This is a genomic window from Magnetospira thiophila (assembly GCF_054657015.1).
The window spans coordinates 1,364,513-1,384,347 of record NZ_BAAHXF010000001.1; the positions used below are offsets into that span (position 1 = coordinate 1,364,513).

Annotated in this window: 17 protein-coding genes; 12 read left to right on the forward strand and 5 right to left on the reverse strand. The window is 62.3% G+C overall.

All coding sequences use genetic code 11. The features are described from left to right. Nucleotides 1–33 precede the first annotated feature (33 nt). Nucleotides 34–979 (reverse strand): IS630 family transposase gene (locus tag ACYQ1P_RS06710; protein ID WP_460018340.1). Its coding sequence is split into 2 segments (ribosomal slippage): nucleotides 34–639 and nucleotides 641–979, totalling 945 coding nucleotides; the frame shifts between segments, so codons are not numbered across the junction. Nucleotides 980–1,154: 175 nt separating this feature from the next. On the opposite strand from ACYQ1P_RS06710, the gene ACYQ1P_RS06715 reads away from it, so the two are divergent. Further along, complete coding sequence (locus ACYQ1P_RS06715; RefSeq protein ID WP_460019575.1) at nucleotides 1,155–2,039, forward strand: IS5 family transposase; 885 nt, start codon at nucleotides 1,155–1,157, stop codon at nucleotides 2,037–2,039. Here ACYQ1P_RS06715 and ACYQ1P_RS06720 read toward each other — a convergent pair. Beyond that, nucleotides 1,987–3,588: an IS66 family transposase gene (locus ACYQ1P_RS06720; protein WP_460018633.1), complete on the reverse strand. Its 1,602-nt coding sequence runs from the start codon at nucleotides 3,586–3,588 to the stop codon at nucleotides 1,987–1,989. The two genes, ACYQ1P_RS06715 and ACYQ1P_RS06720, sit on opposite strands and share 53 nt — an antisense overlap. Before the next feature lie 203 nt (nucleotides 3,589–3,791). Between ACYQ1P_RS06720 and ACYQ1P_RS06725 the strand changes: the two genes are divergently transcribed. Both ACYQ1P_RS06725 and ACYQ1P_RS06730 read left to right on the forward strand, forming a co-directional pair. Beyond that, entirely contained in the window at nucleotides 3,792–4,823 is a 1,032-nt protein-coding gene (locus tag ACYQ1P_RS06725) for an IS110 family RNA-guided transposase (RefSeq protein WP_460019576.1), read from the forward strand. Between the two features lie 286 nt (nucleotides 4,824–5,109). Continuing rightward, nucleotides 5,110–5,844 carry a tetratricopeptide repeat protein gene (locus ACYQ1P_RS06730; RefSeq protein ID WP_460019577.1) on the forward strand — a complete coding sequence of 245 codons (735 nt, stop codon included), beginning with the start codon at nucleotides 5,110–5,112 and terminating at the stop codon, nucleotides 5,842–5,844. A 4-nt stretch (nucleotides 5,845–5,848) separates the two neighbouring features. On the opposite strand, the gene ACYQ1P_RS06735 is transcribed toward ACYQ1P_RS06730, so the two are convergent. Further along, nucleotides 5,849–7,540 carry a hypothetical protein gene (locus ACYQ1P_RS06735; RefSeq protein WP_460019578.1) on the reverse strand — a complete coding sequence of 564 codons (1,692 nt, stop codon included), beginning with the start codon at nucleotides 7,538–7,540 and terminating at the stop codon, nucleotides 5,849–5,851. Between the two features lie 344 nt (nucleotides 7,541–7,884). Here ACYQ1P_RS06735 and ACYQ1P_RS06740 point away from each other — a divergent pair, with 344 nt between their 5' ends. The 6 genes from ACYQ1P_RS06740 to ACYQ1P_RS06765 all read left to right on the forward strand — a co-directional run bounded on the left by ACYQ1P_RS06740 (nucleotide 7,885) and on the right by ACYQ1P_RS06765 (nucleotide 16,167). Beyond that, nucleotides 7,885–10,635 (forward strand): [protein-PII] uridylyltransferase, encoded by a 2,751-nt coding sequence (locus ACYQ1P_RS06740; RefSeq protein WP_460019579.1) that lies wholly within the window; start codon nucleotides 7,885–7,887, stop codon nucleotides 10,633–10,635. 10 nt (nucleotides 10,636–10,645) lie between these two features. Beyond that, nucleotides 10,646–12,190: a murein biosynthesis integral membrane protein MurJ gene (gene murJ / locus ACYQ1P_RS06745; protein WP_460019580.1), complete on the forward strand. Its 1,545-nt coding sequence runs from the start codon at nucleotides 10,646–10,648 to the stop codon at nucleotides 12,188–12,190. A 62-nt stretch (nucleotides 12,191–12,252) separates the two neighbouring features. Then, nucleotides 12,253–13,251, forward strand: coding sequence for a tryptophan--tRNA ligase (gene trpS / locus ACYQ1P_RS06750; RefSeq protein WP_460019581.1), 999 nt, complete (start codon nucleotides 12,253–12,255; stop codon nucleotides 13,249–13,251). Between the two features lie 82 nt (nucleotides 13,252–13,333). Next, complete coding sequence (locus tag ACYQ1P_RS06755; protein ID WP_460019582.1) at nucleotides 13,334–14,287, forward strand: DUF2333 family protein; 954 nt, start codon at nucleotides 13,334–13,336, stop codon at nucleotides 14,285–14,287. Between the two features lie 75 nt (nucleotides 14,288–14,362). Beyond that, nucleotides 14,363–14,911 (forward strand): NifU family protein, encoded by a 549-nt coding sequence (locus tag ACYQ1P_RS06760; protein ID WP_460019583.1) that lies wholly within the window; start codon nucleotides 14,363–14,365, stop codon nucleotides 14,909–14,911. Between the two features lie 233 nt (nucleotides 14,912–15,144). Then, nucleotides 15,145–16,167 (forward strand): glucosaminidase domain-containing protein, encoded by a 1,023-nt coding sequence (locus ACYQ1P_RS06765; RefSeq protein ID WP_460019584.1) that lies wholly within the window; start codon nucleotides 15,145–15,147, stop codon nucleotides 16,165–16,167. Between the two features lie 8 nt (nucleotides 16,168–16,175). On the opposite strand, the gene ACYQ1P_RS06770 is transcribed toward ACYQ1P_RS06765, so the two are convergent. After that, nucleotides 16,176–17,180, reverse strand: coding sequence for a polysaccharide deacetylase family protein (locus ACYQ1P_RS06770; protein WP_460019585.1), 1,005 nt, complete (start codon nucleotides 17,178–17,180; stop codon nucleotides 16,176–16,178). A 149-nt stretch (nucleotides 17,181–17,329) separates the two neighbouring features. Here ACYQ1P_RS06770 and ACYQ1P_RS06775 point away from each other — a divergent pair, with 149 nt between their 5' ends. Then, a complete protein-coding gene (locus ACYQ1P_RS06775; RefSeq protein WP_460019586.1) occupies nucleotides 17,330–17,914 on the forward strand; it encodes a malonic semialdehyde reductase in 585 nt (194 codons plus the stop codon). 27 nt (nucleotides 17,915–17,941) lie between these two features. On the opposite strand, the gene ddpX is transcribed toward ACYQ1P_RS06775, so the two are convergent. Beyond that, the gene (gene ddpX, locus ACYQ1P_RS06780; protein ID WP_460019587.1) at nucleotides 17,942–18,496 is read right to left on the reverse strand and encodes a D-alanyl-D-alanine dipeptidase; all 555 of its coding nucleotides are present in this window, start codon (nucleotides 18,494–18,496) and stop codon (nucleotides 17,942–17,944) included. Nucleotides 18,497–18,553: 57 nt separating this feature from the next. On the opposite strand from ddpX, the gene tsaB reads away from it, so the two are divergent. Both tsaB and ACYQ1P_RS06790 read left to right on the forward strand, forming a co-directional pair. After that, nucleotides 18,554–19,252: a tRNA (adenosine(37)-N6)-threonylcarbamoyltransferase complex dimerization subunit type 1 TsaB gene (gene tsaB, locus ACYQ1P_RS06785; RefSeq protein WP_460019588.1), complete on the forward strand. Its 699-nt coding sequence runs from the start codon at nucleotides 18,554–18,556 to the stop codon at nucleotides 19,250–19,252. After that, on the forward strand, nucleotides 19,249–19,713 hold the full coding sequence (locus tag ACYQ1P_RS06790; RefSeq protein ID WP_460019589.1) for a GNAT family N-acetyltransferase: 465 nt from the start codon (nucleotides 19,249–19,251) through the stop codon (nucleotides 19,711–19,713). Before tsaB ends, ACYQ1P_RS06790 begins: the two co-directional genes overlap by 4 nt. The last annotated feature ends 122 nt before the right edge of the window (nucleotides 19,714–19,835 follow it).

Here is a 19,835-nt window from a genome sequence, read left to right on the forward strand (position 1 = left end):
GCCAGTCGGTCTTGTTCTTAGAGCGGGATGAATTTAGGTTGGTCCATATCCGGCGTTTCTGACGAGGTTGGCGCATTCCTGCGGCGGGAAGGCATCGAGTAGCCTTCCGATGGCCTCGCAGAGCGCATCGACGGTGCGCGCGGCCTCCTTGCGCAGCAGATGCTTGAGTTTGGCAAAGACCTGCTCGATGGGGTTCAGGTCGGGGGAGTATTTCGGCAGGAAGAACAGCTTGGCACCCGCGCCTCGGATGAGGCGGCGGATGGCTTCGCCCTTGTGGCTGCCGAGATTGTCCATGACCACGATATCGCCGGGCTTGAGGGTGGGGATGAGCACCTTCTCGACATAGACCCGGAAGCGTTCGCCATTGATCGGCCCGTCGAGAACCCAGGGCGCCTCAATGCGGTCGTGGCGGAGCGCGGCGAGGAAGGTCATGGTTTTCCAGTGGCCATACGGCACCTTGGCGTCGAGCCTTTGGCCGACCGGCGCCCATCCCCGGAGCGGCGCCATGTTGGTCTTGGTCCAGGTTTCGTCGATGAAGACTAGGCGATCAATGGCCACCCGGTCCTGATACGCCTTCCACTGTTCACGCTTACGCGCCACGTCGGGCCGATCCTGTTCCCTGGGAAGGACGCTTTTTTTTGAAACTCAGTTTTTCGGCATGCACGAATTCCCAGACGCTGCGGTAGTCGACCATCACCTTGCGCTCGGCCAGTTCCGCCACCAACCCACGCAACGTGAAGTCCTTCTCCTTGCACCGCTGGATAAGCCAATCACGGTGTTCTCCTCGGATTGTCTTCGGCCGGTTCCCTCCCATCTTGTCGGGCGCAACACTGCCCGTCTCGCGGAAACGGGTCACCCAGCGGATGACCGAACTGACACCAACGGCAAACCGCGCCGCGGCCTGGTGCCGAGAGAGGCCGCCTTCCTCAACGGCGGCGACCACACGCTCGCGGAGATCGTTCGAATAGGGTTTCGTCATCCATACTGGCCTCCTTTTCCAGCCAGTATGTTGAATCAGAATTGCGAGACTTTGGGAATCCCCTTTCGATTCACTCCGGCTTCATCCCGCTCTAGTGTCTGGCCCGAAAAGAGTTGAGTGATTTCAGTGTGTTGTGATTCTCTCGTTTGTGATGAAGCAAATGAGGAGGCACAACATGTGGACTGAAATCACTCGACCTCAATATGACCGTTCGGGTTTGCGATACGCAAGCGATCTGACGGATGAGGAATGGTGCGTGATCATGCCGCTGTTGCCTCCGGCAAAGAAGCTGGGGCGTCGCCGAATGACGAATTTGCGTGAGGTGTTGAATGCGATCCTCTACATGGCGCGCACGGGTTGCCAGTGGCGAATGCTGCCGAGGGAGTTTCCCCCGCGCAGCACGATCCAGCGATACTTCTATGCTTGGCGTTCCGACGGGACATTGCGCACCATGAACCACAGGCTTCTCATGACGGCGCGCGAAGCGGCAGGACGCGAGGCCAGTCCTTCCGCTGGCGTAATCGACAGCCAATCCGTGAAGACCACGGAAAGCGGCGGCATCCGGGGCTTTGATGCGGGCAAGAAGATCAAGGGGCGGAAGCGCCACATCATCATCGACACCGGTGGGTTGCTGGTCGGCGCCGTGGTCCACGCCGCCGACATCCAGGACCGCGACGGTGCCCCGGCCGTACTGGCCTCGATCCGCTCGGCGTTCCCCTGGTTGCGCCATGTGTTCGCCGATGGCGGCTATGCTGGTCCGAAGCTCGCCGACGCGCTGGCCAAACTCGGCACCTGGACTCTGGAGATCGTCAAACGCTCGGACGCGGCCAAAGGCTTCGTTCTTCTGCCTCGCCGCTGGGTCGTGGAGAGGACCTTCGCATGGTTCGGGCGCAACCGTCGTCTTGCCAAGGACTTCGAGGAAACCGTCGAAAGCGCCGAGGCCTGGCTGCTCATCGCCAGCATCCAGCTTCTCAGCCGAAGGGTAACTGGGGCAAAAGTCCGGGCGGTCAGGCTTCGCAGCGGGCAGCAACCAATTCCGGGAGGTGCGGCACCGGCGTAGCGACGGCCGCGCCGAGGCGGGTTCCGAGGAAGTCCCAGAACGAAATACCGAGTTTGCGGCAGGTCTTGGCGAGGCCGAGGAAGGCGTCGCGGCAGTCACGTCCGGGGTCGCTGCGGGTGGTGCCGCTGACCTTGCGGCGGATGACTTGGCAGCGGATGTCGTTTTCCGATCCGTTGGTGTGGAGCGGGATTTCCGGCCGGTCGAGGACGCGCAGCAGTTCGGTCTTGTTGGCGTGAAGGCGAGCGAGCAGGCGGTCCAGCGTGGCGAAGCCGGTGCGCCGTCGGAAGAGGCGGTCGAAACGGGTCTTCAGTTCGGCCTTGCGGCGCGGGGCCGGGGCGGCGCGGTAGGCTTTGAGGTCGGCGTAGAACCACCAGATCAGGCCACGAACCTTCTCCTTGGCGGCGCGGGCCGCCTCGGTGAAGGTGTCGAGCTTGTGGACCAGCCGCTCGGCGTGGACCCAGCATAGGGCGTGCTCGCCGACATTGAACTGGCCGGCATCGTCGGAGACGATCACAGTGCCGTCGAGGAAGCCGTGGGCAGTGACGGCGCCCCACAAGGCACCCTCGGTGGCGATCGTCACCGGGGCGGGATGGACCTTGAGGGCAGCGATGCCCAGCGCACCGAGGTGGGCCTGCCACGCGGCGTGGTCGGCGAAGCGGCGCACCGGGTGCCCCGCCAGGGTGGCGATGACCGAACCGGCAAGGCGACGATGGCGCATGTAGGCGAAAGCCTGGTCGTTGAGGACATAGTCGCCGTGGCCGGCACGCAGCAGGCCGAGGAAGTTGGCCCGGCTCTTCGATCCGGTGGTGGCGAAGAAGGTGAAGGCGTCGTTGCCGATCTGGGTGCAGACGCCGTTCTTGCCCTGGTGACGGGCGCCGGTGTCGTCCACCGAGATCCAGCCGCCGTGCGTGAGCCCCGCCCGCAGTACGTCGCGGGCCTCGGCGACGAAGGCGTCGTTGGCATCGGTCAGGATGCGCACCACCTGCCGCTTGGAGATGTCCACACCGAGCATCCGCAACAACTCGACCAGGCGCGGCACCGTGGTCTGACCCTGGTGGTATTGGGCGAGGATGAAGCGCTTGATCTCGGGGCCGAAGTGGTCGCCGATCCCGGCCGGCAGCGGCGCCAGCACCGTGCGCCCGTCCGGCGTCAGCCAGCGCTCGCGGCGATAGCGCACGACCCGCGGCTCGATCTTCAGGTCCTGGATGGTGAAGTCTTCGTAGCCCTTGAACCGCGACCCCGGCGGAATGGCGGTGGCGACGACGATCCGCTCCTCGACCGGCGCCGACGGCGCCTTCGGCCCGCGCCGCCGCTTCTCTCGCCGCGACCGCTTGTCCGTCGCCTTGTCCATCCCGGACGGCGTCGATGGTGGCTTGATGTCCGGCTTGCCCTTCAGTCCTTTCAAGCGCGCGATCTCCTCGCGCAACGCCGCATTCTCCGACGACAGCCGGGCATTCTCTTCCAGCAGCCCCAGAGCCAGCGGCTTGAGCACCAACGGTGAAAACGCATCAATATCTGGGCGTGGCTTGACCATGCCCCACAGAATCATGAAACAGTGGCCGATTCAACCAATTGTGAGTCCGTCGGCCGCCGCCGCCCGGACTTTTGCCCCAGTTGCGCCGAAGGATCGCAAGGGCTTGATTTCCATCGGTTCATTTCGAGTCAGATGGAGTGGTTGCCGCCTTCCCCGAACGGCATCGCAGTGTGCCAAGATGTGGTGTCTAGAGCCACAAGAAGGAAAGGACGGCAACCATGACGAAGGCTACTATGATCGGGGTAGATTTGGCAAAGAACGTGTTTCAGGTCCACGGAGCGTTGATGACGGGAGAGGTGCTGTTCCGCAAGAAGCTGTCGCGTCGGAAGTTTCCGGAATTCATGGCCGCCCAGTCACCGGCCATTGTGGTGATGGAGGCTTGCGGCGGGGCGAACCACTGGGCTCGGGAGATGATCCGATTGGGGCACGAGGTGAAGCTGATCGCACCGCAGTACGTCAAACCGTTCGTGAAGCGGCAAAAGAACGACGTGGCGGACGCCGAGGCGATCGTGGTCGCGGCGCAACGCCCGGAGATGCGTTTTGTCGAACCGAAGACGGTCGAGCAGCAGGCGAAGGCGGTGCTGTTTCGCGGTCGGGACCGACTTGTTCGTCAACGCACCGAGTTGATCAATGCGCTTCGGGCGGTTCTCTACGAATATGGCCGGGCCATTCCGCAAGGACGTCACCAACTCATACGGATTGAGGTCATCCTGGAACACTGGCCCGAGGACATTCCCGGTTTGGTGCGCGAGGAATGCCGTGAGCTTTTGGACCAGATCACCGCCTTGACGACGCGGATCGGGGACAAGAACGCGAAGATCAAGGCCGTGTCGGCGAGGAGCGACAGGTCTCGGCGATTGCAGACCATGCCCGGGATCGGTCCGCTGACCGCCCTGGCCATCGAGGCCTTTGCGCCGCCGATGGAGCATTTCCGAAACGGTCGCGACTTCGCCGCCTGGCTCGGCCTTGTGCCGCGCCAGTTCTCTTCGGGCGGAAAGGCGCGACTGGGGCGCGTCTCCAAGGCGGGACAGTCCGACATCCGTAGGCTTTTGATTGTCGGGGCGATGTCGCGCCTCAATTGGCTGGGAAGGCGGACGATCCCAAACGGCTCCTGGCTGGCGCGGATGGTGGCGCGCAAGCCGAGGATGCTCGTGGCCATCGCCCTGGCCAGCAAAATGGCGCGGACCATCTGGGCCATGTTGACGAAACACGAGGATTTCCGGGATCCGGCGCTGGCCACGACGGCCTGACGTTGGAGCACGGGGAGGTGTGAGAAGGCAACGATTGGAATGGGCAACAGGATCGAACAGATCCGGATCGGGAAAACCAGTTTAGAGTCCAGAGCCGACAAGCTCGCGAGTCAGATTTGGACCCGATCCGCGGATCACCATACCGGCCGGCGGCTTTCGGAAGTGCCGCATTCAAAGGCCTTACAGAAGACCGCACTCGATCACTTGCCTACACAATCAGTTTCTTCTTGCATCAACGGCGGCAACCACAGAAGACTCTTAGGGAAGCAATCCGTATACTCCCCTCATGCGTGTTATTGGACTCCTTTTCGTTACTTTACTCCTGGCCCCGGTCGCCCTTGCGGATTTTGCGGCGGGGATGCGGGCCTATGAGGCCGAGGATTATGCGACGGCCCGAGCGACATGGCAGCCGCTGGCTGAGGCAGGGGACCCACAAGCGCAGTATTGGCTGGGCTATCTGTACCGCTTCGGTCACGGCCTCGACCAGGACTTCGAAACGGCCATCGTCTGGTACAAGAAGGCAGCCCAACAGACGGCGGACGGCGATATCATGCGCCGGGCGGCCTATGCCCTGGGGTATATGGTTAAACGGGGGCACGGCACACCAAAGGACCTGGAAAAGGCGGAATGCCTGTATCGCGTGGCGGCGGAGAATGGCTATGCCAATGCGCAGGCCGCACTGCATTTGTTTCTGCGGGAAAAACCTGGGATTGATTTCGAGGCCTTGGATTGGGCCGAACGGGCGGCGCGCCAAGGACAGGACCAGGGGCTGTTTGCCACCGGATACGCCGAGGTATTGAGCCCGTTTGGGGATACGATTGAGGGACTGACAAGAATCATTATTGCGGAAAGATTAAAAAACAAACATGCGATCCAGAAAATGCAGGAATACAGAGATGCAGATAATCAATATTTTTTGAATAAAATTATTAAAGCAGAGGAAAAATCTATAACATGGCAGGCAGAAATTGAACCTCTGCCTGCCATGTTGGTTGAAGTGCCAGATGGATGTTGGCCTTGATTATTTATTTTTTTTCTTCGGATTGTCCTTTACCAAAAAGCTCATCCATCACTTTTTGAACCATCCTCTCCTGCACCTCCTTCCGCACATCGGTCAGGTAGGCGGCCCCGGACTGGCTCAGATTGTCGGCCATCAATTCTCTGAGACGGCTTTGTTGCCCCTCTCTCAGCACCGTTTTCGCCAGCGTCTTGCCCTTGCCGAGCACCGCCTCGGTGGCGATGTTCAGGCTGTTTTTGGCATGGGCCGAGAACACGCCATAGGTCAGCGCCTCGGCCGGGTTCAGGTTGTTTTTCAAGCCCCGGGCGATGGCCTCCTTGACCACCGGTCCGGCCAATCCCTGTTGGGCCAATTCCTTGGCCATCCAGGCGGCGTTAATGTCGGGCATGGCCTTGGCCAGGGCTTTGACCGCCTTGTCGCCACCCGCCTCCAAGACCTTGCGAACCTTGCCGATCCTCACCGTGTCCAGGCCCATTTGCGCCAGTTGGCTCAGGCCCTGCTCCATATCGCCCCGGGCGAAAGCGCGGGTGGCGTTGGCCGCCCCCTGACCCAGGTCAAGCGCCGTGCCGACCGGGGTGACGGAGATCATGACGACCCCCAGGTCCGCGACCGGTTCCGGGACACCGGCCTCGGTGAGCGTGGATTTCAGGTTGCCCTCCCAATCATAGGGGGCTTCGGCCTTGGCCCGCTCTCGGGCGGCGATGTCCGGGGCGGCGTCCCGATAGGCCTGCCGGGATTGCTCAAGCATCTGATGGCGTTGCTCGGTTTGTTGGGTATCGGCGTCCCCGCGCTGTTGGACCCTGTTCCAGGGTTCGCCGGGTAGGTCGAGAGGACCGGAGCTGGACTGAGCACCAACGGCCTGCACCTTCGGGGCCGGACCGACCCCCGGACGATGGACCGCCGGTTTCACGTCATGACCCGTTTGCGCACGAACTCCGTCGATGAAGGTCGGCGGATGGGAATCGTCGTAAACCTCTGGCGCAGGTTGAGGCGGCACGGGTTTGGACGGGGGCGCGGTCTCGGTCACCGCAGTGGCTGCCGGTCGGGCCCCGGCACCGCTGTTGATGATTTTGTCCACCTCCCGCCGGGAGTCCGGGTGGTTGTCGGCGGTGGCGGTGGCGGATTGGCCGCCGGAGAGGTCGATCTCGCCTTTGAAGGTGTTGCGGTGCCATTGATCGACCGGCGGGCGGACCACCTTGTTTTTCGGATGGCCATCCTGGAAATAGCCGGGCGAGGTCATCACCTTGCCGTTGTCGGTGCAGGACCAATCGAGCGGGTCCTTGCAGGCGATGATCCGGTCCGCCTCGGGCTGCGGGGTGACCGGATGCTGGGCGAAGTCGTGCTTGTAGTCGTCCTCGTTGCCGACCGGGGGCAAGGTGGTCTTGGTGGTCTTGGCCTTTTCCATTTGCCGGAGCCGCTGCTCGGCCCAGCGGTCGTTCGCGCTCTGGGACGCATCGAGGGTATCGGTTTGGCGCGACACGGCTTTCGGGGGCGAGACAAAGTCCTTGATCTCCGGCGGATCGATGGTGGCGCGCCGGGACGCGGGCGCGAACAGGTCTATTCCGCTGTCCAGGCGACTGGGCTGAGGAGCCGGGATCGGGGGATCGAACGCCGGAGTCGGCGGATGCGCACTGGCATCCAGGTTGGGGGCTTTCATATCGTCGGATAACGACGGCGTGGTCGATTGCATGGAACCCATAACGGGCCTCCTTTCATGAAAAAACCGCCCGAAAGGGGCGGCGGATTATATTCGTGATATGTTCTAAACAACGGCGCCCCCGGCGTCTGGGCTCTCCAGGCTCATATATACCCTAGTGGGCTGTGTGCTATGGATTGAGAGCAGACGCGGGAAGGGCGGTCGTTGCAGAGACCATAGCCTCACAGAAAAGGAATGTCAACATATAAATAGGTGTTTTATCTTATTATAGAAAATGCTTGATTTGCATGGCGCCTCTGTCATTCCCCGGGCTTTCCCGGCGCGCCGACCCATGTATTATAGGCGGCGACTCCCGCCCCCCTGTTACGAACCGGACTCCTCCTTTCATGTTGCGCATTGCCCGCCCCCGAGACGTCATACATCGCAAGGCCCTGGTGGCCGATCTGGATCGTCTGGTCGCCGACGGCTACAGCACGCCCAAGCGACGCGAGGTGCTGGCCCGGTTGAAACAGGAACTGACCCAGGGCCAGGGGAAGCTTCGCCAGCGGTTCGAGGCACGGGACATCGACGGGCTGGAGTTGATCCATGCCAATGCCTATCTGATGGACCAGATGGTGCGGACCATCTTCGATTTTACGTTGCGTCACGTCTACAAGGTGCACAATCCGACCAAGGGCGAACAACTGGCGGTGGCCGCCGTCGGAGGATACGGGCGCGGCGAACTGGCCCCGCAGTCGGACGTGGATCTGCTGTTTCTGTTGCCCTACAAGCAGACTCCGCACGGCGAGCAGGTGGTCGAATATATGCTCTACATGCTGTGGGATCTGGGGCTGAAGGTGGGCCATGCGACGCGCTCGATCAACGACTGCATCAAGCTGGCCAAAACCGACCTGACCATCCGCACGGCCTTGCTGGATGCCCGAGACCTGTGGGGCGACCAGAAACTGTTCAAACAGTTCAAGGACCGTTTCGAGGCCGAGGTCATCGCCGGAAGCGGCACCGATTTCGTCGAATCCAAGCTGGCCGAGCGCGATGCCCGCCACGAACGGATGGGCGATACCCGCTTTGTGGTCGAACCCAATCTCAAGGACGGCAAGGGCGGCCTGCGCGATTTGCAGACCCTCATTTGGCTGGTCAAATACCTCTACGGCATCGAGGATTTCGAGGCCCTGCACAAGCGGCAGATCCTGACCAAGGCCGATGTGCGGACCTTCGGCAAGGCCTTCCGCTTTCTGTGGACGGTGCGCTGCCACCTGCATTACATGGTCAACCGGCCCGAGGAGCGCCTGACCTTCGACGTGCAGACCGGCATCGGCAAGCGCATGGGCTACCGCGCCCATGCCGGAGCCAGCGGCGTCGAACGGTTCATGAAACACTACCTGCTGACGACCAAGGAAGTGGGCGATCTGACCCGCATCATCTGTGCCGTGCTGGAGGACAAGCAACGCAAGAAGCGGCAGATGTTCAGGTTGCCGAGCATGAATCTGTTCAAGCGCGTGCCGGAGGGCTTCAAGCTCGATGGCACCCGGCTGTCGCTTGATCAGGACGACCTGTTCCGGCGCGATCCGGTGAACCTGCTGCGGCTGTTCCACAACGCCCAGGAGTTGGAAACGGACATTCACCCCAACGCCCTGCGCAAGGTGACCCTGAACCTCAAACGCATCACCCCGGAGGTGCGCAACGATCCGGTGGCCAATCAGGTGTTTATGGACATCCTGACGTCATCGAAGAATCCTGAAATCCCCTTCAGGCGGATGAACGAGTCCGGGCTGTTCGGCCGTTTCGTGCCCGATTTTGGCCGGGTTGTCGCCCAAATGCAGTACGATATGTACCATGTGTACACAGTCGATGAGCATACCATCCGCGCCATCGGCATTCTGTGGCGCATCGAGAACGGCAAACTGAGCGAGGAGCATCGGACCACTTCGGTGGTGATCGAGGAAATTCATTCCCGCCGGGCCTTGTACATGGCGTTGCTGCTGCACGATATCGCCAAGGGGCGGGGCGGCGATCATTGTCTGCTCGGGGCCGAGGTGGCGCGCAAGATTTGTCCGCGTTTCGGCCTGACCGAGGAGGAAACGGAATCGGTGGCCTGGTTGATCGAAAATCACCTGGTGCTCAGTCGCACCGCCTTCAAGCGCGATGTCAACGACCCCAAAACCGTCGGCGATCTGGTGGATCTGATCCAGTCTCCGGAACGATTGCGTATGTTGCTGGTGTTGACGGCCGCCGATATCCGGGCGGTCGGACCGAATGTCTGGAATCACTGGAAGGCCGGGCTGCTCAGTACGCTCTATTACAATGCCCTGGAGTCCATGTCGGGGGGCATTCCGGCCAAGCAGCGCGAGGAGCGGGTCTATCAGGCGCAACAGCAATTGCGCCACGAACTGGCCGACTGGCCGCCCGAGGAGGTGGAGGCCTTCATCGCCCTGGGCTACGCCAACTATTGGCTGGGGGTCGATCTGGAGACCAAGATCCATCATGCCGAGTTGATCCGCAAGGCCCGGGCGCAGAACCTGAAGCTGCATATCGAGACCCGGGTGGAGGCCTTGCGCGGGGCGACCGAAATCATCGTCTATACCTCCGATCATCCGGGATTGTTCTCGCAGATTGCCGGGGCTCTCGCCCTGGCCGGGGCGTCGGTCATGGCGGCCAAGATCTATACCCTGACCGACGGTATGGCCCTGGACACCTTCCAGATCACCGACATCGAGGGTGGCCCGTTGAATGGGGAGCGCGAATTGCAGCGGGTCTACAAGCGGCTGCAGGAGGTTCTGGAAGGCCGGATCTATCTGGCTAAGGAACTACAGGAACAGCGCGCCCGCGCCATGCCCAGCCGGACCAGTGTGTTCAAGGTGACGCCACGGGTGCTGATGGACAACAAGGCGAGCACCGACCACACGGTGATCGAGATCAACGGGCGCGACCGCACCGGGTTCCTGTACGATGTGACCGCCACCCTGACCGCGTTGAACCTGCAAATCGGGCGGGCCCATATTTCCACCTACGGCGAACGGGCGGTCGATGTGTTCTACGTCAAGGATCTGTTCGGATTGAAGGTGTGGGAGGAGGAGCGGCTGGAGCGCATTCGCCGCAAGCTGCTGCAAGCCATCGCGCCGCCAGCCGAGCTGGACTGAGGTTTGCCCCATGAACCTGCTCAAGGCCTTCACCACCATCAGCGGTTTCACCATGATGAGCCGGTTGCTGGGGTTTGCCCGCGATATTCTGGTGGCGGCGGTGCTTGGCGCGGGGATGGTGGCCGACGCTTTTTTCATTGCCTTCAAACTGCCCAATCTGTTCCGTCGCCTGTTTGCCGAGGGGGCCTTCAACGCCGCCTTCATTCCGCTGTTCGCTGGCAAGCTGGAGGCCGAGGGCGAGGATTCGGCCAAACGCTTCGCCCGCGAGACCTTCGCCCTGTTGCTTTGGGCCTTGCTGGTGCTGGTGCTGGTGCTCGAAATCACAATGCCTTGGGTCATGCGGGTGGTGGTGCCGGGCTTCGTGGACGAACCGGAAAAGTTCGCCCTGACCGTCACCCTGACCCGCATCACCTTTCCCTATTTGTTGTTCATCTCCCTGGTGGCGCTGCTTGGCGGGGTGCTCAATTCGCTGTTGCGTTTTGCTGCCGCAGCGGCGACGCCGATTCTGCTCAATGTCTGTCTGATTACCGCCATCCTGGCCGCCACACCGTTTCTGCCGACCCCCGGTCATGCCCTGGCCTGGGGCGTCGCCGTGGCCGGTGTGGTGCAATTCGTCTGGTTGCTGTGGCAGGCCGGTCGGGCCGGATTCTGGCCCCGGCTAATGCGTCCGGTATGGAACGCCGACGTGCGCTTGCTGGTCCGCCGGGTGATTCCCGGAGCCATCGGGGCGGGGATCTATCAGGTCAATCTGGTGGTTGATATGATCATCGCCTCGCTGCTCCCCGAAGGCTCCATCTCCTACCTATTTTTCGCCGACCGCATGACCCAGTTGCCGCTCGGGGTGATCGGTGTTGCCGTGGGCACGGCGCTATTGCCCATGTTGGCCCGGCAACTGCGGGCCGGAGACGATACGGGCGCGCACAACAGCCAGAACCGGGCGCTGGAATTCACCCTGCTGCTGACCCTGCCCGCCGCCGTCGCCTTCGCCATGCTGCCGGAGGCGGTGGTGCAGACCCTGTTCCAGCGCGGGGCGTTCGATCCGGCGGCGGCCCAGGCCACGGCAATGGCCCTGATGGCCTATGCCTTCGGTCTGCCCGCCTATGTGCTCAACAAGACCCTGACGCCGGGCTTTTTTGCCCGCGGCGACACCGCGACGCCGATGAAGATCGCCGCCGTGTCAATGATCGCCAATGTGGTGTTCAACCTGATCCTGATGGGACCGTTTCTGCATGTGGGGCTGGCCATGGCGACGGTCATTTCGGCCTGGCTGAATACCGTTCTGCTGGCCATCATATTGGCCCGGCGGGGACATTTGTCACTGGACCGACGCTTCCTCGGCCGACTGCCCCGGACCCTGTTGGCCTGTGCGGGCATGGGGGCGGCGCTGTGGTATCTGCAACAGCCCCTGGCCCCCTGGCTGGACGGCGGGGAAGGGCACCGCGCCGCGGCCCTGGCGGCCCTGATCGGGGCGGGGCTGGTGAGCTTCGGGCTGCTCGCCGTGATCACCGGGGCGGCCCGTCCGTCCGACCTCAAGAGCTTGACCCGCCGGGCATAAACAGCCATAAACCGCGCGGTTCCGGGGTCCATACCCGGATGGAAACAGGGGATCTTCGAGCCATGAACCGCATTTTTTCGGGCGTACAGCCCACCGGCAATCTGCATCTGGGCAACTATCTAGGCGCCATCCGCAACTGGGTGCGCCTGCAGGACGATTTCGACTGCATTTTCTGTGTGGTCGACATGCATGCCATCACCGTGTTTCAGGACCCGGAAGCCCTGCGCACCTCGACCCGCGAGGTGGCGGCGGCGATGATCGCCTCGGGCATTGATCCCAAGGAAAACATCATCTTCAATCAAAGCCGCAATCCATCGCACGCTGAATTGGCCTGGATTTTCAATTGCGTCGCCCGCTTGGGTTGGCTCAACCGAATGACCCAGTTCAAGGAAAAGGCGGGCAAGAACAAGGAAAACGCCTCGGTCGGGCTGTATGCCTATCCCAACCTGATGGCGGCCGACATTCTGGCCTACAAGGCGACCCATGTGCCGGTGGGCGAGGATCAGAAGCAGCATCTGGAACTGACCCGCGACATCGCCGCCAAGTTCAACAATGACTTCGGGGTCGATCTGTTCCCCCTGCCCGAGCCGCAGATTTTCGGCACGGCCACCCGGGTCATGTCGTTGCGCGACGGGGCCAAGAAAATGAGCAAGTCCGATCCGTCGGATTTGTCCCGCATCGCCATGACCGACGATGCCGACACCATCGCCAAGAAAATCCGCAAGGCCAAGACCGATCCGGAGCCCCTGCCCGAGAGCAAGGCCGGGTTCGAGGGGCGTCCGGAAGCCGCCAACCTGATGGGCATTTACGCCGCGCTGGACGATTCAGACCTGGAGGCGGTGCTGGCCCAGTACGGCGGCAAGCCGTTCTCCGAGTTCAAACAGGCGCTGGCCGATCTGGCGGTGGCCAGGCTCGGCCCCATCGGTGATGAGATGAAACGCCTGATGGCCGACACCGCCGCGCTGGATGCCATCCTGGCCGACGGCGGCGCCCGGGCACGGGCCATCACCGAACCGATCTTGCGGGAAGTTTATGACGTGGTTGGGTTTTTGCGGAACTAAATCCGTTTAATTCGAACACTCTGCCCTGGCACGAACGGCAAACCGGCTTACCTCTTTAGGAAGCATCACTTAAGGAGGCCTCATGGTCGCGCGCCTGTCCAAGTTTGAGATCCCCCGCATCGAATTCAAAGGCGGGGCGCGGCGCATCGGCTGGGGGATATTGGCGGCGCTGCTGCTCTATTATCCGCTGGGCATGCTGATCATTCATACGGTCGATGATGATTTGGACTTGCAGGCCGTCGAGACACCGCAAGGGGGCAGCCATGCGGTGGCCATTGCCGAGGCGCTGATTGCCCGGGAAACCGACGACCACCGCTGGACCGCCAACGATCCGTTCTTTCTGCCCGGCGCGGCCTTGGATAACATGCCTCATTTTCAAACCGGAATCATCTATGCCCTGAGTAGATTCGCTATCGAAATGAGCGATCATATCGGCCGTATGCGGGGCTCTTCGCAGGTCGATGCGGATCTGGACAAGGCCGCCGGATTGCTCAAATACCCGGGCGATGTCTGGTGGTTCGACCTGTCTACCTCGCTCGCTCCGACGGCAGCTTCCGAGGCCCAGTACCGGTCAGCAAGGCGGGCACTGCATGCCTATAATGGACGGCTGGCGGCGGGCAATGCGGTGTTCGAGCGGCGAGCCGATAACCTGCAAGTCACCCTGGAGCGCATTGCCGCCGACCTGGGCTCGGCCTCGGCGACCATCGACCAGCATCTGGACGACGGCGGCGGCTTTTTCATGGATTTCCAGGTGGACGATATTTTCTACCGCAACAAGGGGCGACTCTATGCCTATTACCTTTTGCTGCGCGAACTGGAAAAGGACTACGCCAACATCCTGGCGGAAAAGGAATTGGCCGGTCCGTGGAGCGAGATGCTGGATTCCCTGGGCGATGCGGCGACCCTCCAGCCGCTGGTGGTGCTCAACGGCGCTCCGGATTCCCAGATGATCCCTAGCCATATCGCGGCCCAGGGATTCTATCTGCTGCGCGCCCGGACCCAGTTGCGGGAAATCGCCAATATCTTGCTCAAATAGTCTGAATGCTTGATTTCACCCGACCGATGCCCCATGTATCGACCAACCCGGATAGTCGACCTTCGAGGATCAGCCATGTTCATTCAGACCGAAGCCACCCCCAATCCCGCCACCCTGAAATTCCTGCCCGGGCGCCCCGTGCTGGGCCGCGGCAGCGCCAACTTTCCCAAATCGTCCGATGCGGTGGGCAAGTCGCCGCTGGCCGAGCGGCTGTTCGAACTGGACGGGGTCGCCGGGGTCTTCCTGGGCGGTGATTTCATCACCGTGACCAAGGGCACCGAGGGCGATTGGAGCAAGATGAAGCCGGTGGTGCTGGGCGCGATCATGGATCACTTCACCGCCGAACAGCCGGTGATGACCGGCGGACCGGCCGATGCCGAGGGCGCCGAGGATGATGCCCTGGTCAGCAAGATCAAGGAACTGCTCGAAACCCGGGTGCGCCCGGCGGTGGCCGCTGACGGCGGCGATATCGTTTTCGAATCGTTCTCCGATGGCATCGTTTATCTGCATATGCAAGGGTCCTGTGCCGGCTGTCCAAGTTCGACGGCCACCCTCAAGCATGGCATTGAAAACATGCTGAAATATTATGTGCCGGAAGTGGTCGAGGTGCGCGCCGTCAATTGATTCGGCTGCGTAACCCGTCATTTTGACGGCCCGTCCAGGCCTTTGAAATTTCATCCCCGGTCCTTTGGTCCGGGGGTGTGTTTTTGTGCAACAGCGGACAACCGTTCCGCTCGCGTGGCACCAGTTTGGGCTGGCCCCGTTGACGGGATTTTAATAAAAGGCTGTTCAAATGTTACGGACCACCGGTGTAACCAGAGGAACCGACCCGCGAGGGCGGTCCCATGAAAAGAGCCATGACGCATAAATTTTCCTGGTTTGAACGCATCTCCGTCACCTTTATTTTCTTGTGCCTGATCGGTGTGAGCGCCGCCATAGTGGTCTCACCGCCCGAAGGCATGACCAGCGCCCCACGCGCCATCCTTGATCTGTCCGAGCGCACCCGGTCGGAAATCCTGGTCAGCGAATTCAGTGAGCTGAGCCCCGAAGCCGGATATGCCGGATTCAAGGAAGGCATCGTCCGCCCCAGCGTGCGACTGCTCGAAGGCACCTTCGCCCGCATCGGCTATTCCCTGGACGCCGTCAAATCCGGCGGTGTCGGGGTGCCGCGCCTGCTTCTGCCGTCGATCCCCCGGGACATGGCCAAGATGGCCGAGACCGATGCGCGCAAGACGCTCTTCCTGACCAGCGTGCTGCCCCTGGTGCTGGCGGTCAACGACCGCGTTCTGGCCGACCGGACGCGGGTCGAACAGATCATCGCGATGCAAGAGGAAGGCCGCCACGTTCCGGCCCTGGAGCGTCTGTGGCTGACCACCATTGCCGAAAAATACGGCTTGCCCGAGGATAATCCGAGCCGCCTGCTGCGCCGTCTCGATGTGGTCCCGCCCTCCCTGGCCCTGGCCCAGGCGGCGGTGGAAAGTGGCTGGGGCACCTCGCGCTTCGCCCGCGACGGCAACGCCCTGTTCGGCCAATGGACGACCGACGAGGATCGGGGGTTGGTGCCCCGGGAGCGGGAGGACGACAAGGCCCACCGGGTCAAGATCTTCGATCATTTGATCGACAGTGTGGCGGCCTATGTGCACAACCTGAACACCCACAAGGCTTATGCGGATTTCCGTCAGAAACGGGCCGGTCTGCGGCGGCAGGATGCGCCCCTTGATGGTTATGATCTGGCGGGCACGTTGTACAGGTATTCGGAGCGCGGCGAGGATTACGTCGACACCCTGCGCCTGATCATCAACACCAATGACCTGCGCGGTCTCGATGATGCCCGGCTGCGCGGACCAATGATCACCGCCATGCTGATGCCGGACGACTGATCCTAAAATTAGGGCACCAAAATCTGCCGTCCGACCCAGCGCCAACGCCCGTTGGCGGTAGGCAAGGTGCAGCTCAGCCGGGTGCGACCTCGGGGCAGCGCCGTGGCGGTGCGGATTTCCACCCGGGATTGTCCCAGGATACTGATTTTCAAGTCATCCGCATGGGACGAATAGCAGGCCAGGGCTGACAGATTTTGCGGCGGGTCGGAGACGGTGAAGCCGATGGGCGGCGGATTGGGGCCGTGCAGCACCGGGTCGGTCGGCGACCAGTCCTTCACCGCCAGCGGCCGCGCGGCGGAAACCAGACGCACTCGGTCCGCATCGCCAAATTGTTCATTAAGGGCGAAGCGCGGCAGATAAAAGCGATCCTCGGTTCCGTGGGCAACGCCCGAATGCTGGCCGAAACCGGCTTGGAAGCCAGCGGCCCGGGCGGCCTGCCATTCCCGCAATCCGGCCTCGCCGTAGGGATAGGCGATGAGCGCCGGGGGTTGGCCCAGTTCTTCCACGAAGCGACGATTGGAATGGGCCAATTCTTCGGCCAGGGCGGCATCTGAAATTGCGGGCAAATGGGGGTGTCGGGCAGTCTGGCTGCCGATGGTCACCCCGGCGTCGCGCAACTCACGGATCTGATCCCAGGTCATGTAATCGGGCAGGCCAAGGTCCACCGATTGGGTGGCGACGAACAGGGTAAAAGTTAATCCTGCCGCCCGCCACCGGGGCCAGGCCACCCGATAGGCCGACAGAAAGGCGTCATCGACCGTGATTGCCACCGCCCGGTCCGGCAGGGGCGTCTCGCTCTCGAAGGCCGCGATGATCTCGGGCAGCGGCATCACCCGGGCGCCTTCGTCCCGAAGAACCTGGATATGGGCTTCCAGTTGCTCCAGGCGGACGCTGGTGCTCGGATGGGCCGTCTCGGCGAAACGATGGTACAGCAGGATCGACGCGGAGTCCGCCGCTCCGACCGGCGCGGCCAGCAACAGTCCAAGAATAAAAATGCCGAATCGCCAAACCATTGAGAACCATCCTGTCGCGGGAGGGATTATTTTTGCGCGACCGGGCCAAAGGATACAAGGCCTTGTTTCGCAACGGCATCTTGCAAAGTCCGTGGAAAGCGCCTACCTGCGGAGAAGATCTTTCCTCCCTCTGACCAAGGATATGGACCATGCCCCTGGACGACAGCGCCCTCGATACCCTGTTTCTCAACGCCCGCACCCATAATGCCTGGCAGAAGCGTCCGGTGCCGGAGGCGCTGCTGCATCGGCTGTGGGAACTGATGCGCATGGCCCCGACCAGCGCCAATTGCAGCCCGGCGCGGATCGTCTTTCTGACCAGCGACGCGGCCAAGCAAAAGCTTCGTCCGACGTTGATGGAAGGCAATGTGGAAAAGACCATGACCGCTCCGGTAGTGGCGATCATCGGTCAGGACATGGCTTTCTATGAGCATCTGCCGAAACTGTTTCCCCATGCGGATGCCAAATCCTGGTTCGTGGGCAACGACGAACTGATTGCCACCACCGCCTTTCGCAATGCCACCCTGCAAGGGGCCTATTTGATGATGGCGGCGCGGGCGTTGGGGCTGGATTGCGGCCCCATGTCCGGCTTCGACAATGCCCAGGTGGACGACCTGTTTTTCGCCGGGACGCAGGTCAAATCGAATTTCCTGTGCAATCTGGGCTATGGCGACCCCAAGGCCCTGTTTCCGCGCAGCCCGCGCTTCGACTTCGACGAGGCCTGTCGGGTATTGTGAGTCACACCTCCTTCGAGGCCAGCGCTGCTAACCCATCATCGGTCGCGGCAGGGCGCTGTCGCTGAACAGCGGCAGGCGGCGGGCATCGAACAGCTGATAGTGCCACCACTCATTGCGATAAAAGTCCCATCCGGCGGTGGTCATCAATCCCATCAGCAGCAGCCGGTTGTGCTGGGCCGCCGTCGATATGTCGCGGTTGCCATGGTGGGACAGCGGGGTAAAGGCATCGAAGGGGGTGCCCATGTCCAGTTCGCGGCCCGCCTTGTCGAGCAGGGTGAGGTCCACCGCCGCGCCGCGCGAATGGGGCGAGCCGCGCCGGGGGTCGGCGAGAAATTCCGGGTCGGGGGTATGGTGCCACAGTTTCCATTGTGCCTCGGCGGGGCGGAAGGCATCGAAGATCTTCAACCGCCAGCCCTGTACGGCAGCCAGTTCCACCGTCCGGCGCAACAGGGCCTCGGCTTCCGGATGCAGATAACAGGCGGCCCGGGCATAGACCGGTTGCCCGGTGAAATTGTCCCGGGTGGCATAAGCGATCTCCAGATCGACGGCGTGGGTCTCGGGGGTGATTTCGATCAACGGCATGGGCAGGGATCTCAGGCTGGTTGTGGGGCCGGGTCGGGCGCAGTATAACCCTTTGCCATGGAAAACCCAGATCTCACCCCGACCCTTTTGGCCCTCGACACGGCGACCAGCGGCTGCGCCGTCGCCCTGTGCCGGGGGGGCGCGGTGCTGGCCCGACGGGCCGAGGTCATGCCGCGCGGCCAGTCGGAGGCCCTGCTGCCCATGGTACGCGATGCAATGGCCGAGGCCGGTCTGAGATTCGACCAGGTGGACCGGCTGGCGGTGACCATCGGCCCAGGGGCCTTCACCGGTCTGCGTATCGGTTTGGCGGCGGCGCGCGGGCTGGCCCTGGCGATGGACCGACCTCTGGTGCCGATCACCACCACCGAGGCGCTGGCCCATGCGGTGCCGCAAAGCGAACGCACGGGTCGGACGGTGCTGGTGGTGCTGGATAGCAAGCGGGCGGATTTCTATGCCCAACTTTTTGATGCCGATCTCACCCCCCTGGGGGAGGTGCAGGCCATCGCCCCGCAAGATTTGGCTACTTTTGTGCCCGAAGGGCCGCTGTTGCTGGTCGGCGATGCCACGGACAAGGCCTTCGATATCCTGGGCAGCGCGGGCGGCGATGTGACACGATCCGCCACCGCCCCGGTGCCCGATCCGGTGGTCATCGCCCGATTGGCCGCAACCCGAGCGCCGGTGGCCCATCCGTCGCCGCTCTATCTGCGTCCCCCCGATGCCAAACTCCCGCAGCACGGCGGACGCCTGCGACCATGAGCGACCGGCGGACCATCGTCACGGCGGGACCGGCGCACACCACCGTTCTTGCGGCCCTGCATCTGGCGGCCAATGGCAAAGTCTGGCGGCCCGAAGACTTGCAGTCCCTGTTGATCAGCCCGGGCCTGTTGTCCCTGGTCGCCTGTCGGGGCGAAATCCCCCAGGCTTATGTGCTCTGCCGGGCGGCGGCGGACGAGGCGGAGATTCTCGAAATCGGCACCCATCCGGAGGCCCGGCGGCAGGGTCATGCCCGGGCTTTGCTGCATGCAGTCGAGGCGCGTCTGGCAGCGACCGGGGTGCGGCGGCTGTTGCTGGAGGTGGCCGCCGACAATGGTCCGGCGCAGGCGCTTTATGAACAGGCCGGATTTCAACTTGTGGGGCGCCGTCGGGGCTACTATGCACGACCCTCGGGACCGGCGATGGACGGGCTGATCCTGGAAAGGAAGATTGAATGTAGTTGAAATGAAGTATAATAAAAATAAGAATGATTATCAATAAACTATGTAACTATGTAACAATATGTAATACTTGATGATTTGATTCTATTTCCGTATATTCAATAAAATGACCTATAGTTGGGGGG

Bases quoted from the DNA above. Each gene is read 5' to 3' on its own strand.
- ACYQ1P_RS06715 (WP_460019575.1), top strand. From the start codon at position 1,155: ATGTGGACTGAAATCACTCGACCTCAATATGACCGTTCGGGTTTGCGA.
- ACYQ1P_RS06720 (WP_460018633.1), bottom strand. From the start codon at position 3,588: ATGATTCTGTGGGGCATGGTCAAGCCACGCCCAGATATTGATGCGTTT.
- ACYQ1P_RS06725 (WP_460019576.1), top strand. From the start codon at position 3,792: ATGACGAAGGCTACTATGATCGGGGTAGATTTGGCAAAGAACGTGTTT.
- ACYQ1P_RS06730 (WP_460019577.1), top strand. From the start codon at position 5,110: ATGCGTGTTATTGGACTCCTTTTCGTTACTTTACTCCTGGCCCCGGTC.
- ACYQ1P_RS06735 (WP_460019578.1), bottom strand. From the start codon at position 7,540: ATGGGTTCCATGCAATCGACCACGCCGTCGTTATCCGACGATATGAAA.
- ACYQ1P_RS06740 (WP_460019579.1), top strand. From the start codon at position 7,885: ATGTTGCGCATTGCCCGCCCCCGAGACGTCATACATCGCAAGGCCCTG.
- murJ (WP_460019580.1), top strand. From the start codon at position 10,646: ATGAACCTGCTCAAGGCCTTCACCACCATCAGCGGTTTCACCATGATG.
- trpS (WP_460019581.1), top strand. From the start codon at position 12,253: ATGAACCGCATTTTTTCGGGCGTACAGCCCACCGGCAATCTGCATCTG.
- ACYQ1P_RS06755 (WP_460019582.1), top strand. From the start codon at position 13,334: ATGGTCGCGCGCCTGTCCAAGTTTGAGATCCCCCGCATCGAATTCAAA.
- ACYQ1P_RS06760 (WP_460019583.1), top strand. From the start codon at position 14,363: ATGTTCATTCAGACCGAAGCCACCCCCAATCCCGCCACCCTGAAATTC.
- ACYQ1P_RS06765 (WP_460019584.1), top strand. From the start codon at position 15,145: ATGACGCATAAATTTTCCTGGTTTGAACGCATCTCCGTCACCTTTATT.
- ACYQ1P_RS06770 (WP_460019585.1), bottom strand. From the start codon at position 17,180: ATGGTTTGGCGATTCGGCATTTTTATTCTTGGACTGTTGCTGGCCGCG.
- ACYQ1P_RS06775 (WP_460019586.1), top strand. From the start codon at position 17,330: ATGCCCCTGGACGACAGCGCCCTCGATACCCTGTTTCTCAACGCCCGC.
- ddpX (WP_460019587.1), bottom strand. From the start codon at position 18,496: ATGCCGTTGATCGAAATCACCCCCGAGACCCACGCCGTCGATCTGGAG.
- tsaB (WP_460019588.1), top strand. From the start codon at position 18,554: ATGGAAAACCCAGATCTCACCCCGACCCTTTTGGCCCTCGACACGGCG.
- ACYQ1P_RS06790 (WP_460019589.1), top strand. From the start codon at position 19,249: ATGAGCGACCGGCGGACCATCGTCACGGCGGGACCGGCGCACACCACC.